A 13746-nucleotide genomic window follows, 5' to 3' on the forward strand; every position below is an offset into this window, starting at 1 on the left:
GCCTCGGCGGGGGGCGGGCGCGGCGGGGCGGCGCCGCGTTCTCCCCCGCCCCCTGGGGGGGGCGGGGCGGCGGGGGGGGGGGGGGCCCCCCCCCCCCGCGGCAGGGCGGGTGGTGGGTGCGGGCACTTCAGTGCCTCGTACGGCCTACGCTGACGGGCATGGACTGGCTCGATCGGGTGGCGCGGCTGAAGCGTTGGACGAAGGGCGGCGTGCGCGCGCCGCACAAGCCGTTGCTGCTGCTGTACGCGCTGGGTGACTTCCAGCGGGACGCGGACGGTGAACTGCGGTACAGCGCAGTGGAGGAGGAGCTGAAGCGGCTGCTGGCCGAGTACGGCCCGGCGAATCCCACGACGCCCGCGTACCCGTTCCACCACCTGGTCAGCGACGGGGTCTGGGAGGTCCACACCGATGCGGGGCCGGGGAGCCCTGGCAGCGGGATCGGGGTGCTCCGGGAGAGTGGGGCCACCGGGCGGCTCGCGAGCGGGCTGCGGGTGGCGCTGGGAGAGGAGCCGGCGCTGCTGGGGCGGATGGCCAGGGTGCTGCTGGACGCGCACTTCCCGGTGTCGCTGCACGCGGACCTCTGCGAGGCGGTCGGCCTCGATCTGGAGCGGTCCGAGACCGGGGCCGTGCGCGGGGCCGAGGTGGCGGCCCGGCGGCAGCGGGACCGGCGCATGCGTGAACAGATACTCACCGCCTACGAGTTCCAGTGCGCGTTCTGCGGCTACGACGGCGCCATCGGGGGGAGCGCGGTCGGGCTGGAGGCCGCGCACGTGCGGTGGTGGTCGCACGAGGGGCCGGACGAGGTCGACAACGGGCTGTGCCTGTGCTCGCTGCACCACAAGCTGTTCGACAAGGGCGTGTTGGGGTTGGGGGAGGGGCACCGGATTCTCGTCTCCCGGCGCTTCGTCGGCCGCAGCGAGGCCAGCCGGCGGCACGTCCTGGACCTGTCCGGGCGGCCTGTCATCGGCCCGCAGCCGGGCCTTCCGCCGGTCGCGGACCGGCACCGGGAGTGGCACACCGGGCAGGTGTTCCACGGCGAGGCGCGCCAGCCGGTACTTCAGGGGTAGGGCGCGCCTGGTTGATGGTCAGGCGGCTTGGGCGGCGCGGTCCGTGGCGGCGGTGGTCGGCTGCGCGAGCCAGACCAGGCGGGCGGTGATGCCCGGCTGGCGGGAGAAGTGGTGGACGGCCCGTTCGGGAGAGGTGAGGGTCAGTCGGGTTCGCCCGTCGACGCCGGTGACGTGGGTCGATCCGGTTGCGGCGTCGGTGAATCCCCAGGCCGCGACCCACCCGTCGGCGTCCGCGAGACCCTCGCCGCACACCTGGACGATGGCGAAGAGCCGGGGAGCGGTGTCGAGCACGAGCCCGCACAGCTCCTGGTCGAAGGCCGCGTCGGCCGGCAGCCGGGGGGTGGGGGGGGAGGGGATTTTGCGAGGGCGCAGCAGTCATGGAAGTCTCCTGCCTTGAGGCATGGATGAGCCAACGGTCAGCACTCTTGGTGACTGATTCGCGTCATACCGTAGCGCTGCCGTGGCATAATTTCCACGAAGTCCACTGAACACTTGCCGTATCACTCGGGATAGTGAACGAGGAGATCGCGATGGCATCGAGCGACGTACCAACGTTGCGGCAGCAGCGTCTCGGGTTTGAGCTGCGCAAACTCCGAGAGAGTGCTGGTCTCACCTCAACTGCCGCTGCCACCCGGGTCGGAGTGCAGCAGGCCCACATGAGCCGGATCGAAGCGGGCCGGTACGGGGTGAGCGCGGAGCGCGTCCGCGCGTTTGCTCGCGCGTACGCCTGTACGGACCAGGACCTGATCGACGCTCTTGCGGGCATGACAGGAAGGCGAGTTCGAGGCTGGTGGGAGGAGTATCGCGACATCCTGCCGCCGAACGTGCTCGATCTTGCCGAGTTGGAACACCACGCCACTGCGATGCGCATCGCGTCGGTGATTCACATCCCAGGCCTACTCCAGACCGCTGATCAAGTGCGTGCGCTCGGCAGCAGTGCCGTGCCGCCTCTTGCGCCACATGAGCTGGAACACCGGGTGTCGTACCGGATGAAACGACAGGTTGCCATCTACGGGCCGAAGGCAATCCCTCTGACGGCGATCGTCCATGAAGCGGCGCTGCGGATGGGATTCGGCGGGCCAGCTGTGGCCCGTGCACAGCACCGTCATCTCATCGAGGCGAGCACCCGCGAAAACATCTCGGTGCTTGTGATTCCCTTTGGTTCCGGCACGCTCCCAGGCTCCGGGCAGTCCATCGTCTACTGCTCCGCCGGCGTGCCCCAGCTCGACACCGTGCAGCTCGACACGTATCACGGCTCCGAGTTCCTGGACGCGCAAGCGCAGCTGGTGAAGTACCAGAAGGTCCTGGACCTCATGGAAGCCTGCGCCCTCAGTCCTGCGAAGTCACGTGATCTCATTGCCCGTATCGAGAAGGACACCTGAGAGGAAGAGCCATGGCAGCTCTCAGCTGGCAGAAGTCCAGCTACAGCTCTGAGTCGATCAACTGCGTCTTCGTCGCAGCGGTATCCGATGGCGCCGTCGCGATCCGCGAGAGTGATGAGCCCGACGTCGTCATCACCACACAGCCCGACAAGCTCCGCGCCCTCCTGCGTGGCGTCAAGGCCGGGGAGTTCGACCACCTGACGGCGTAGTCCGCGGTGAAGGGGCCCACCGTCCTGGTGGGCCTCTTTTGACCTCGCGAGTACATCGTTCATCGCCCGGTCCAACGCTGCTATCGAGCCGTGTTGGACCGGCTGGAGGCGAGTGCGCTCAAGCCTGACGCGTCTCGTGACGTCATCCGCCGTATCGCCCGAAGCATGTGAGGAAGACCATGACCCTTCAGAGCTGGCAGAAGTCCTCATTCAGCGGCGACACCGCCAATTGTGTCTACGTTGCAGCGGCATCCGACGGCACCATCGCGATCCGCGAGAGCGATGAGCCCGACGTCATCATCACTACCCTGCCCGACAGGCTCGACGCCTTCCTGCGTGCCGTCAAGGCCGGAGAATTCGACCACCTGACGGCGTAGTCCGCCCTTGACATGCGTTCGAGAGAGGAATCTCATGTCGGCCCTCAACTGGCAGAAGTCCAGTTACAGCTCCGAGTCGGTCAACTGCCTCTACGTCGCAGCGGTATCCGATGGCACCGTCAAGATTCGCGAGAGTGATGACCCCGGCGTTGTCATCACCACGTTGCCGAGTAAGCTCCGCACGCTCCTGGACGGCGTGAAGGCCGGGGAGTTCGACCACCTGATGGCGTAGCGGGCCACCTCATGGTGAAGGGCCGGCCGGCCGGACTGGCGGGCCCTTCAGCCTTGGCTGGGTTCAGTCGAGGTGGGATCCCGCAGATCGATCACCCGCCCACCACTTCAACGAGCTTGGCCAGTTCGGCGGCGGTCGGCCGGTCCTCGGCGGATACCCGGTGAGCGCGGACCGGGTGCGGGCCCTGGTGCGCCTCTACGGCTGCGCGGATGACGCCCTGATCGAGGCGCTGACCCACATAACTGGCGGTCGCGCGCGGGGTTGGTGGGAGGAGTACCGCGAAATCCTTCCGGCCGGAGCGCTCGACGTGGCGGAACTCGAACACCATGCAAAGATGAGCGCGCTCAAGCCCGATGCGTCCCGGGACCAGATCTCCCGTATCGCTCAAAGCATCTGAGGGAGGACCGAATATGACCGCTCACAGCTGGCAGAAGTCCTCGTTCAGCGCCGATGCTGCCAACTGCGTCTACGTTGCGGCGATACCCGATGGCACAGTTGCGATCCGCGAGAGCGATGAGCCCGATGTCGTCCTCACGATGCAGCCCGACGGGTTCCGCGCGCTCCTGCATGGTGTCAAGGCCGGGGAGTTCGACCACCTGACAGCGTAGTTTGCGTCGGCTGACCCCCGCGAGCGCGGGGAGAACCTCGCAGGCCTTCTCCCTCGGGAGCTGGTCGTCGGCTGACCCCCGCGAGTGCGGGGAGAACGCCGGGACGAAGTCCGGCCTCGTGAGGTTGTCCGGCTGACCCCCGCGAGTGCGGGGAGAACAGCAGCTGGTCGATGCCCTTGCCGTCGGTGTCCGGCTGACCCCCGCGAGTGTGGGGAGAACCGAGCGAACGGCGGCAAGCGTCACCGCTGGTTCGGCTGACCCCCGCGAGTGCGGGGAGAGCCCTTCGCGACCTGGGGCGATGTGGGGGCTTTGCGATTTCTTTGCACGTTTGAACATGTGCGTAGCTGTTGAGGTGTCAAAGTGCCTGCGGAGCATCCTACGTCCGCAATCGTTACCCGGCCTCGGCGGGCTGGCTGGCGTCTGCCGATGCCGGCGTCCCTGCCCCCGGCATGCCAACGCGTTCTCGAAGTGACGCCAAGTATTCCGTTGGGGCGCGAGCAGGCAGACTCTCCCCGTCCGCCGCGCCGTCGAGCAGGACCGCCACCCGCGTGGTCAGAGGGCCGTCCCGCAACTCCTCGGGGTTGCACGTCAGTCGACGAAGATCCGGCCGAGGTGGTACCGCAGCACGGCGATCGCGTCCTCCGCCGTCCGCTGGCCGAGCAGGACGCTGAGGCCGAGGCCGGCGGAGACGGCGAGCAGGACGACGGCCTCCTGACGCGGGTCGAGCTGCGGGTCGGTGGCTCCGGCCTCTTGGGCGGCGGTCAACTGGCCGACGAGGAAGGCCTCCATCTCGTTGGGGGCCGCCAGGAACTCCGCTCCCGCCAGCGCCGGGTCGGTGACGGAGAGGACCGCGTACTCGGTGTGGACGAGATGAAAGGCGCGGCTCTCCTCGTCGGTGGGGACGGCCTCCCGCAGCACCGCCTCGATGATGCCGAGCGGGTCGCCGACGGCGCCGCTCGCGCGTACCCGGTGCTGGACGCGTTCGCCCATGCGGGTCGTCAGGCGGGTCATCGCCGCGAGGAGCAGCTGCTCCTTGGTGTCGAAGTAGTACTGCACCAGCCGTACGGAGACGCCCGCCTCGACCGCCACCGAGCGCATGGTGACGGAGTGCAGGCCGCTGCTCGCCGCCGAGCGGAGCAGGGCGTCGATGATGTGGGCCCGCCGCTCCTCGTGATCCACCAGCTTCGGCATCGGGTTCCTTCCGGATGTTTTTGTGGTACAACTATACCACCAAAGAGGGGGCGATCATGACCAGGACCAGCGTCGGGCACTTCGTCAGCGAGGCGGCCCGGACGAAGTTCCTCGCGGCGTACGACCGGGCGATGGAGCTGTGGCCGGGCCCGCGCCAGGAGTTCGACGTCGAGACCGCCTACGGGAGTGTCCACGTCCACCGCTACGGCCCGACGGCCGGCGGCGAGCCGATCGTGCTGCTGCACGGCCACGCCGGACACCCGTCCAACTGGTACCCGCAGGTCGCGGCGCTGGGTGAGCACCACCCCGTCTACGCGATCGACACCCTGGACGACCCGGGCCGCAGCGTGCAACGCGCCGTCGCGCCGGGCTCGGTGGAGAACGCCGCGTGGCTGGGGGAGGTGCTGGCCGGTCTCGCCCTGGAGCGGGTGCACCTGGTCGGGGTGTCGTACGGGGGCTGGCTGGCGCTCAACCAGGCGATCCACGCGCCCGAGCGGCTGGCCTCGGTCGTGACGCTCGACCCGGGCGGGATCGAGAAGGTGCCCGCCCGGTTCTACGTCCACATGGTCGCCGGTCTGTTCGGCATGCTCGCCCCGCGCCCGCTGCGCCCGGCGGTCGGGCGGCTGTTGGCGAACCCGGCGCTCGGCGCGCCGCGCGAGATGACCGCACCGCTGATGCTCGCGATGCGGAGCTACAAGCCGGGTGCCCGTCCGCCGGCCCGGCCCTTCGCGGACGAGGAGTTGGCGTCGATCCGGCTGCCGGTGTCCGTCCTGGTGGGCAGGCGCAGCGCGCTGCTGCGGCCGCGCCAGGTGGTGGAGCGGGTCACGGCGCACATCCCGGGCGTGCGGGCGGAGATCGTGGAGAAGGCCGGGCACGGGCTCAACCTGGAGCAGCCCGAGCTGGTGAACGAGCGGCTGCTGGCCTTCGTCGCGGATGCCGGGAGGGGCCGGCCGCAGGCGCGAACCGGGCACCCGTCCGCGTGAGAAGTCGGACGGGCCGACTTCTCACGCAGACGGGGCCTCGGCCGGGGCTCCGGACAGCGGGGATCACGTTCGGACGGCCCGGCGCGCGGGTGCCCGGCGGGGCGGTTAGCGTCGGCCGCAACACGTCCTCGGAACCGGAGGTTCGCAGTGCAGCGGTGGATCACTCTGACGGTACTCACCTCGGCCCTCACCGGCCTGACCGGCGTCACCGGCGCCGCCGTGCCCGCCTGGGCGGACGACGACCAGGCCACCACCACCGTCACCCTCGGCGAGGCGGCCAGGATCGACGCCAACGCCGGCGGCCGGGTCCGGGTGGACGTCGCGTACGTGTGCACGAACCCGGAGGACGCACGCTCCCTCACCGTCACGGTGGAGCAGAAGAACCCGGAGGACGCCACCGCCACCGCCTTCGGCTCCAGCCGGACGGCGGAAACGGACATCGTCTGTGACGGGACGCCGCAGACCCGGGAGGTCATCGTCCAGTCCAAGACCTACAACTGGCTCCCGGACCTCGACGCCATCCTGACCGCCACCATCTCCGACATCGGCGCCGCCCCGCCGGCGGCCGCCGACGCCAAGCGGATCACCCTGGTCGCCGCTGAGTGATGCGCCCGTCCGCCCGGGCCGTCGCCGTGGCGCTGCTGCTCGCGGCCGGTCCCGTCCTGACCGGCTGCGTCAGCGCGTTCATGGTGCCGGGCCCGGAGGAGACCAGTAGTTCCGCCGTCGTGCCGCCGTCCGAGCCGCCGTCCCCCGTCGCGCCGCCCAGCCCCTTCGCCGGGACAGTGGCGGTCCGCGACTTCGCCTTCGACCCGGCCGACTTCACCGTCCGCCCGGGCGCGGTGGTGACCGTGACCAACACCGGCACCACCGCCCACACCCTCACCGCCCAGGACGGCGGCTTCGACACCGGGCCGATCGCCCCGGGGGCGGCTGCCACCCTGACGGCGCCGGGGCAGCCGGGGACGTACTCGTACCTCTGTAGCCTCCACCACTTCATGCGCGGCACCCTGACCGTGGCGTGAGGGTCGATTGCCCTACGCTCGTGCCCTGCACAAGGGGAGGGGACGAGCGGTGGCAGAGATCTCGTCGAGCACGGTGAGCGGACCGGTCATGCAGGTCGGGGCGGCGAGGAACGTCGTGCAGATCGAGAAGGTCGACGGGAACGTCTACCTGACCGCGGCCGAGCGCGTGGGCGTCGCGGAGGACGCCGACGAGTGGGTGGAGGTCGCGGCGCGCTCGCGCGTCTGGAACCACCTCCGGAAGGACCGGGAGGTCGAGCCCTACCGGAGCGTCGCGCTGGAGGCCGTCGCCGAGCTGGCCGGGATGCGGGACTCGGTGGACCTGGCGGACCTGGCGGACGACCCCTGGCAGGACCCCGGGATCGCCGTGCGCTTCGCCTCACGCGTCGACTGGCTGCTCGGCGACGACCACCTGGACCTCTACCCGGCCGAGGCCGCGCTGCTCGTCGTGCTGCCGTTCGTCTACCGGGTCCGCGCGCTGCGCCTGGCGGCGTCCCGGGTCTCCGTCCGCCCGACCGACCTTCGGCCGTCCCCGGGGGCGGAGGGCGCCCGCGCCTCCTACGAGCGGTTCATCGAGTCCTACGACCTGCTGACCCGTCGCGCCCCGGCCGCTCCGCTCGGCTGGTGGCTCTTCCACCGCTGGCTCGACCAGCACGAGGACCTCGCCGACCCCGAGGGCGTGCAGGAGATCCTCGACCGGCTGCCGATGCTCGCCGCACTCCAGGAGACCTTCGCGACCGAGCGGGTCTGCACCCTGCTGCACGGTCTGCGCCGGGGCCCCGACGTCGGCAGCCGCGACCACCTGGCACACCTGCGCGTGGACAACCACCTCCGGGCACCGGGCGATCCGCACCTCCAGGAACAACGGCTGGCCCTGCTGCTGGCGCTGGCGTACGGCACCGCCATCGAGATGACGGCCCTGCCCGAGATCGTGGCCGAACACCTCGGCATCCCGCACGAGGTCGACCTCGCCGACCTGCGGAAGACCTTGGACGAGGCCGCGTGGGGCGGGCCCTACGACCTGCCGGTCCTGCGCGCGGAGTGCCACCACGAGGCGGTGGTCGAGGGCCTGCGCGAGTACACGGCCCGGACCGACGAACTCCTCCACGCCGTCCGTCGCGTCCTCACGTCGCACCCGCTTCCCACCCGCCTCACCTCGGACGAAGCCGCCCCCGCCGCCGGAGCCTTCACCGGCTGGGCGCGCTTCCGCCTGGACGAACGCCGGGTGCGCAGCCTGCTGATGGGCGTCGAGCTGTACCGCGACCGGGACTTGGCGGTTCGCGAGCTGTACCAGAACGCTCTCGACGCCTGCCGCTACGCCCGAGCCCGGGTGCAGTACCTGGACCGGTCACGGCCCTCCTGGCTGGGCGGGCCGTACTCCTACGAAGGCCGCATCCGGTTCCGCCAGGGCGTGGACGAGACCGGCCGCGCCTACCTGGAGTGCGAGGACAACGGCGTCGGCATGGGGGAGGAGGAACTGCGCGGAGTCTTCTCCAACGCGGGCGCCCGCTTCGCCGAGCAACTGGACTTCAAGCTCGAACGCGCCCGGTGGCGCAAGGTCGACCCGCCCGTCGAGCTGTATCCCAACAGCCGCTTCGGCATCGGGGTCCTGAGCTACTTCATGCTCGCCGACGAGATCCGGGTGACGACCTGCCGACTGGACGCCACCGGCCAGTTGGGCCCGCGGCTGGAGGTCGCCATCCATGGCCCCAGCCACCTCTTCCGCATCGTCGAACGGGCTGCCCGTGGGTGCGAGCCCGGCACGACCGTGCGGCTGTACCTGCGGGAGGACATCGGCCTGGGCGAGTCCTGGTCCGTCCTCACGGTCCTCGAACGCCTGCTGGGCATCGCGGAGTTCCACACCACGGCGACCCACGGCGAAGGTGAGGCGGTGTGGGAGCCGGGAGTCTTCCGGCGTCGCGACAAACCGCGCCTCGAGGAGTTCGGGCTCGACGGGTCGGGGATCCGCGCGCCGTGGCGTGAGGCTCCGCCGGGGGCGCAGGTGATCTGGTGCGAACACGGCGGGGCGCTGCTGGTGGACGGGCTGCTGGTGGAGCCGGAAGTGTCGCGCGGGGTCTTCCCGGTCGGGGGGCGGGGGCTCGTCGGGGCCGTGGTGAACCTCTTCGGCCCCTTGGCGCCCGGCAAGCTCTCGGTGGACCGCCGGCGGGTCATGGGCGACGTGTCGGGGGTGGTCGCCGAGCTGCTGGCCGGGGCGGCCGGGGACCTGGTGCGCTCAGGGCTGCTCGGGATGGAGTGGATCGGTCGGGTCGTGGCCGGCAGTGCCCACCTCGCGGACCTGGTCACGGCCGAGGCCGTGCGGCAGAGTCATGTCCTGGAGTCGGGTGAGGTGACGTTCGACGTCAGGCGAACAGGGCTGTTCCTGCCCGATTCCATCATCCTCGGGCGGGCGAGGGGCGGACGGCCCCAAGACAAGGGGCTTCATCTGGAACCGCCGGATCATGTCCTGCTCTGGAGGCTCCTGGCCCATCGCCAGACGGGGGTGCTGGCACAGCTGGGAGCCGTCCACTCCGAGCTGCCGACGGCTGAGGAGGTGCGGGTGGCGATGCCCTCCGATCTGGTCGTCCTGGCCTCGCATTGGTCCGAGAGGACGGTGCGATGGAGGGAGCGTCTGTCCGACGACTGGCTCCCCGTGGTGACGCACGAACTCGGCGTGACCGTGGGCGAGGCCGAGCGACGCGCGAGGCGGCTCGGCCTCAGGCGCATGGGTGAACGGTCACGTCCGGCGGGCTCCGGGGAGGATGGGGCCCCGGCCACCGAGGCCGAACGGAACGCCTTCGGCGAAACCGTTCGAGAGCTGACCGCGGCCATGGTCGCGGACCCCGTGTTCCTCGGGGGGACCCGGCGCCACCTGATGCCCGTCGAGATCTTCGAGCGGGACGGCACAGTGGTTCCCGGGCACCTGGCACGGGCGAGCCTGGAACTCGGCATGTCCGTGCCCGACGTCTGCGAGGCCTTCGCCCGGCACGGGATCGCTGCCGACCCGGTGGGGTTGCCGTCCAGGCCGACGGAGGAGGACGTGCGGTTCCTCAGCCGTGATCTCGACGGCTCGGGTCCTTGGCTCCACCGGTCGGTCGTCGTGCCGGTGCGTTGGATCCTGCGCGCGGCGGAGCGTGAGGCGACGAGCGCCGGAGGCGTGGTCGCGCGACTGACGGCCTTCGGTTTCGCCGTTCCGGTGGTGCCCGCCGACGCCACCACCGCGGACGCGGAGCTCTTCGGTGACGGCCGGGCCAATCGGGGGCGGCACATGGAAGGCGTGCCCTACGAGCGGATCTTCAGGCTCGTGGAGGTCGGCAGGTTCACGCTTCAGGAGGTGCTCGACCGGTACCGGGCCTATGGATTCGCCATCACCCTGTCCCCGCCGGAGGTGCTCACCCCCTTGGACCTCCGGTTGTTCTCCACCCACGGCGCGATGAACTGGTCGGACATCGGCACCGCCGAGAGGGTGCCGTTCGCCGAGCTGATCAGGGCGGCGCCCTCGTTCGGTCTGAGTCCGGACGACCTCGCCCGTCACCTGAGGTCCCGGGGCCTCGTGATGTCCTGCGAAGCCCTTCCGGAGGAACTCATGCCGGGCGAGGCGGCGGACCTGCTCCGAGCACTCACAACTGAGCTCCGTCGGCGGGGGGCCTTCCTGGCGGTGCTTCTCGGAGTGGCACATCGATCGGGCCGGCCCGCCTGGCAGATCCACGGGTGGCTGCGTGAATGGGGCGTCCGGGTACCGGACTTGGCCGACATCGTCCGGGACGCCCTCGCCCGTGTCCCCAGGGCCGACCCCGTCTGAGCACCGAATCCACCCGTGAACAGGGCTGCTGCGACGCGCCTCCTTGTTCTACAGTTCTGTAGAACTACACGGGGCGACGATCGGGGACGAGCATGGACAGGCCGCTTCGGCTGCCGCAGCAGGATCGGGCGGACTTCGAGACGGAGCTGGGGCGCGCGCTCTCGGCTCCGCAGGTGCGGGAGGTGCTGCGGGCCGGCGGGGACGAGGCCCGGGGAGTCGAGCGGTTGCGGCGGGCGGCGCGGGAGAACGCGGAGTTCGTGCTGGCCGCGGCGGCGCCGGAGTACGAGCGGTACGCGGCGCTGCGGGCGGACGCGGACGCGATGGCGCGGCTGCCGGTGGACGCGCCGCCGCGGGAGCGGGCGTCGGGGTGGTGGGGCGTGCTGGGGCTGGTCGTGCCGGTGATCGCGGTGGGGGCGGCGCTGGCCTTCCTGGTGCTGGGCTGGGTGCTGGGGCTGGTCGAGGACCTCGAAGTGCTGTCGCAGGCGCTGCTGGAAGCCGGGTGGGTGTCGATCGGGGCAGGGGCGGTGAGTCTGCTGGTGGGCGGTCTCGGGCTGCTGGGGACGGCCCGGTCGAGGAGGTCGGAGGTCGGGGAAGTCCCGGACGGGCAGGGCGAGTTGGCGTTGGCACGGGAGGCCTGGCGGCTGGCGCTGGCGGAGCGCGGGCTGGCGCCGTACCTGGCGGCGCAGGTGCACGCGGTGGACGGCCGGCGGCGCTGAGCAGGTCCGGCCGGGCCCGGTCGGACCCCGTCAGTCCTGGTCGAGTCTCGTCGAGCGGGCGGCGTCGACCAGGAGCTGGGCGGCGCCCTGGGGGATGGACAGGCGGCGGGCGATCCAGGGCGCCGGGCGGCCGGCCCGGGCGAGCATCCAGGCGGAGTACAGGTGGCCGAGCTGGGGCGCGTTCTCGGCGAGCAGCAGCGGGCGGACGGCCTCCATCGGGAAGCCTTCGAGGGCGCGGGCACTGTACTCGCGGCCGTTGGGGCCGGGAGGGGGCAGCGGAAGCGGGCGGCGCAGGTCGAGCCAGCGACTGAGCAGCACGGCGCCGACCACCAGCAGGCCGGTGCCGGAGGCGCCGATCAGGATGCCGCCGATGACCGGGCGCTCCTCCTCCTCGGCCATGCCCAGGGCGATCTCCTCCAGGACGAGCAGGCCGAGCACGGTGAGCAGGACCGCGGCCTCGGCGGGGCGCGGGTGGGTCCGGGACGTCGTCATGCGGAACCTCTTCCTCGGCGGAGCGGCCGGGGGTTTCGGGCGGGCGCGGCGATTCACCTTCCGTACAACGGCGATGAACGTGCCCGGGGCACGCGGCGCGGCTCAGGTGGCGTAATCGCGAATCTGAGTTGACGATGCGTCAAATGCTTGACGTGGGCGGCCGGTTGGCCGCATTCCGGAGGTTCTGGCCGAACCTCCTTCCGGCCGGACGCGTCTCGGGGCGCGTTTCTCGACGGGGCGGGCGCCCGGGCGCCGGCGGGCGTCGGGACTTTCGGTCAGCATAGCCCGCGCATGCCAAGCTCGACAGGCTTGTCGAAGACGCGGGAGCGCGGTCGGCCGGCCACGGAACCGAGGGGTACCGCCCTGGTCACCCTGAGTGGGGGCGCCGGTTACCCGGCCGTTGGTCCACAGTGGTAAAGGAGGCCGGGACCGATGGGACTCACCAGTCACAAGCTGCTGGCGCTGACGGCACTGCTCGCGGTGTGCACGGTGCTCGGCACGCTGTGGGTGTGGCCCCGGCTGGCCGTACGGAGCTGGCCCGCGATGTTCCTTCGGCTCGGCACCATCGCCGTCACCCAGCTGGCCCTGCTGCTCACCCTGGGGTTCGGTGTCAACGACTACTTCGTCTTCTACTCCAGCTGGTCCGACCTGCTGGGGCACGAGCACGGCGCCGGCGTGATTCACCAGGGCGCGGCCGGAGGCGCGGGGAACACTCCCGGGCCCGCTGCCGGAAGCGGCCCGGGCGTGGGAAGCGGCCCGGGCGCCGGAAGCACCCCCGGGCCCGGGGCCGCCGCGGGCCCGGCGGGCGTCCGGGTGCTCGGCCCGGCGGAGATCACCGGCGCGGGCTCGGTCAGCCGTGACCCGGCCCGGATCGGACGGCTGGAGCGGGTGCGACTGCCCGGCGCGACCACCGGGCTCAGCACCGACGGCTACGTCTACCTGCCGCCGCAGTACTTCCAACCCGGCGGCGAGGCACGGCACTTCCCGGCCGCGCTGGTGCTGACCGGATTCCCCGGCGACGCCGCCAACCTCGTCACCAAGCTCCGCTACCCGGCCGTCGAACTCGACCTGCTGCGCCACGGCGCGATGAAGCCGACCGTCCTGGTGCTGATGCGGCCTTCGCCGAGCATGCCCCGGGACAGCGAGTGCGAGGACATCCCGAACGGGCCGCAGGCGCTGCGCTACTTCACCACCGACATGCCCGCCGACCTGCGGGCCTCCTACCGGGTGCTGGACGGCACCGGGAGCCTGGGCATCGTCGGCGACTCGACCGGCGGCTACTGCGCGGTCAAGGCGGGCATGGAGCAGCCGCGGACCTTCTCGGTCGCGGTCTCGCTCTCCGGCTACTTCAAGGCGGCGGAGGACGTCACCACGGGGGACCTCTTCGGGGGCAGCGCCCAGCGCCGCGCCGAGGCCGACCTCGCCTGGCGCCTCGCCCACCTGCCGGTGCCGCCGCTCGCCGTGCTGCTCGCGGACAGCAAGTCGGACGGCAGCACCTACGCCGACTCCAGCGCCTTCGCCGCGGCCGCCCGCCCGCCGCTCGTGGTGGCCCAGGAGACGGTCGACAGCGGTGGCCACAACTTCACCACCTGGGACCGGCTGATCCCGCCCGCCCTCACATGGCTCAGCGCCCACCTGCGGGACCCGGCGTAGCGACGGGTCGCGCAGGTG

15 protein-coding genes and 1 pseudogene are annotated in these 13746 nt (G+C 71.4%); 13 read left to right on the plus strand and 3 right to left on the minus strand.

Annotation, left to right across the window (positions count from 1 at the left end; all coding sequences use genetic code 11):
* The first annotated feature begins 158 nt into the window (after nt 1–158).
* Nucleotides 159–1067 (plus strand): phosphorothioated DNA-binding restriction endonuclease, encoded by a 909-nt coding sequence (locus ACFRMQ_RS18560; protein WP_380731540.1) that lies wholly within the window; start codon nt 159–161, stop codon nt 1065–1067.
* Nucleotides 1068–1085: 18 nt separating this feature from the next.
* On the opposite strand, the gene ACFRMQ_RS18565 is transcribed toward ACFRMQ_RS18560, so the two are convergent.
* Nucleotides 1086–1358 carry a hypothetical protein gene (locus ACFRMQ_RS18565; RefSeq protein WP_380731541.1) on the minus strand — a complete coding sequence of 91 codons (273 nt, stop codon included), beginning with the start codon at nt 1356–1358 and terminating at the stop codon, nt 1086–1088.
* Between the two features lie 239 nt (nt 1359–1597).
* Here ACFRMQ_RS18565 and ACFRMQ_RS18570 point away from each other — a divergent pair, with 239 nt between their 5' ends.
* From ACFRMQ_RS18570 to ACFRMQ_RS18595, 6 genes and pseudogenes are all read left to right on the plus strand, one after another.
* Complete coding sequence (locus ACFRMQ_RS18570; RefSeq protein WP_380731554.1) at nt 1598–2449, plus strand: helix-turn-helix domain-containing protein; 852 nt, start codon at nt 1598–1600, stop codon at nt 2447–2449.
* Between the two features lie 11 nt (nt 2450–2460).
* Nucleotides 2461–2658, plus strand: a complete 198-nt coding sequence (locus tag ACFRMQ_RS18575; protein WP_380731542.1) for a DUF397 domain-containing protein — start codon at nt 2461–2463, stop codon at nt 2656–2658.
* 179 nt (nt 2659–2837) lie between these two features.
* Nucleotides 2838–3035, plus strand: coding sequence for a DUF397 domain-containing protein (locus ACFRMQ_RS18580; RefSeq protein ID WP_380731543.1), 198 nt, complete (start codon nt 2838–2840; stop codon nt 3033–3035).
* A 34-nt stretch (nt 3036–3069) separates the two neighbouring features.
* Nucleotides 3070–3267, plus strand: a complete 198-nt coding sequence (locus ACFRMQ_RS18585; protein ID WP_380731544.1) for a DUF397 domain-containing protein — start codon at nt 3070–3072, stop codon at nt 3265–3267.
* A gap of 160 nt (nt 3268–3427) precedes the next feature.
* A pseudogene (locus tag ACFRMQ_RS18590) lies at nt 3428–3598 on the plus strand (transcriptional regulator); the annotation flags it as partial.
* Between the two features lie 79 nt (nt 3599–3677).
* Nucleotides 3678–3875 carry a DUF397 domain-containing protein gene (locus tag ACFRMQ_RS18595; protein ID WP_380731545.1) on the plus strand — a complete coding sequence of 66 codons (198 nt, stop codon included), beginning with the start codon at nt 3678–3680 and terminating at the stop codon, nt 3873–3875.
* Nucleotides 3876–4463: 588 nt separating this feature from the next.
* Here the strand turns inward: ACFRMQ_RS18595 and ACFRMQ_RS18600 are convergent.
* Nucleotides 4464–5066, minus strand: a complete 603-nt coding sequence (locus ACFRMQ_RS18600; protein WP_380731546.1) for a TetR/AcrR family transcriptional regulator — start codon at nt 5064–5066, stop codon at nt 4464–4466.
* Nucleotides 5067–5122: 56 nt separating this feature from the next.
* Between ACFRMQ_RS18600 and ACFRMQ_RS18605 the strand changes: the two genes are divergently transcribed.
* From ACFRMQ_RS18605 to ACFRMQ_RS18625, 5 genes are all read left to right on the plus strand, one after another.
* A complete protein-coding gene (locus ACFRMQ_RS18605; RefSeq protein WP_380731547.1) occupies nt 5123–6049 on the plus strand; it encodes an alpha/beta fold hydrolase in 927 nt (308 codons plus the stop codon).
* 147 nt (nt 6050–6196) lie between these two features.
* Complete coding sequence (locus tag ACFRMQ_RS18610) at nt 6197–6655, plus strand: hypothetical protein (RefSeq protein WP_380731548.1); 459 nt, start codon at nt 6197–6199, stop codon at nt 6653–6655.
* Nucleotides 6655–7071 carry a cupredoxin domain-containing protein gene (locus tag ACFRMQ_RS18615; protein ID WP_380731549.1) on the plus strand — a complete coding sequence of 139 codons (417 nt, stop codon included), beginning with the start codon at nt 6655–6657 and terminating at the stop codon, nt 7069–7071. The genes ACFRMQ_RS18610 and ACFRMQ_RS18615 overlap by 1 nt, the downstream gene beginning before the upstream one ends.
* Before the next feature lie 49 nt (nt 7072–7120).
* Complete coding sequence (locus ACFRMQ_RS18620) at nt 7121–10867, plus strand: ATP-binding protein (RefSeq protein ID WP_380731550.1); 3747 nt, start codon at nt 7121–7123, stop codon at nt 10865–10867.
* A 92-nt stretch (nt 10868–10959) separates the two neighbouring features.
* Nucleotides 10960–11583, plus strand: a complete 624-nt coding sequence (locus tag ACFRMQ_RS18625) for a hypothetical protein (protein WP_380731551.1) — start codon at nt 10960–10962, stop codon at nt 11581–11583.
* Nucleotides 11584–11613: 30 nt separating this feature from the next.
* Here the strand turns inward: ACFRMQ_RS18625 and ACFRMQ_RS18630 are convergent, their stop codons facing one another.
* Nucleotides 11614–12075: a hypothetical protein gene (locus ACFRMQ_RS18630; RefSeq protein ID WP_380731552.1), complete on the minus strand. Its 462-nt coding sequence runs from the start codon at nt 12073–12075 to the stop codon at nt 11614–11616.
* Between the two features lie 432 nt (nt 12076–12507).
* Between ACFRMQ_RS18630 and ACFRMQ_RS18635 the strand changes: the two genes are divergently transcribed.
* The gene (locus ACFRMQ_RS18635) at nt 12508–13728 is read left to right on the plus strand and encodes an alpha/beta hydrolase (RefSeq protein ID WP_380731553.1); all 1221 of its coding nucleotides are present in this window, start codon (nt 12508–12510) and stop codon (nt 13726–13728) included.
* Nucleotides 13729–13746 lie beyond the last annotated feature (18 nt).

The sequence above is a fragment of the Kitasatospora sp. NPDC056783 genome (assembly GCF_042789895.1).
Taxonomy (GTDB): Bacteria; Actinomycetota; Actinomycetes; order Streptomycetales; family Streptomycetaceae; genus Kitasatospora.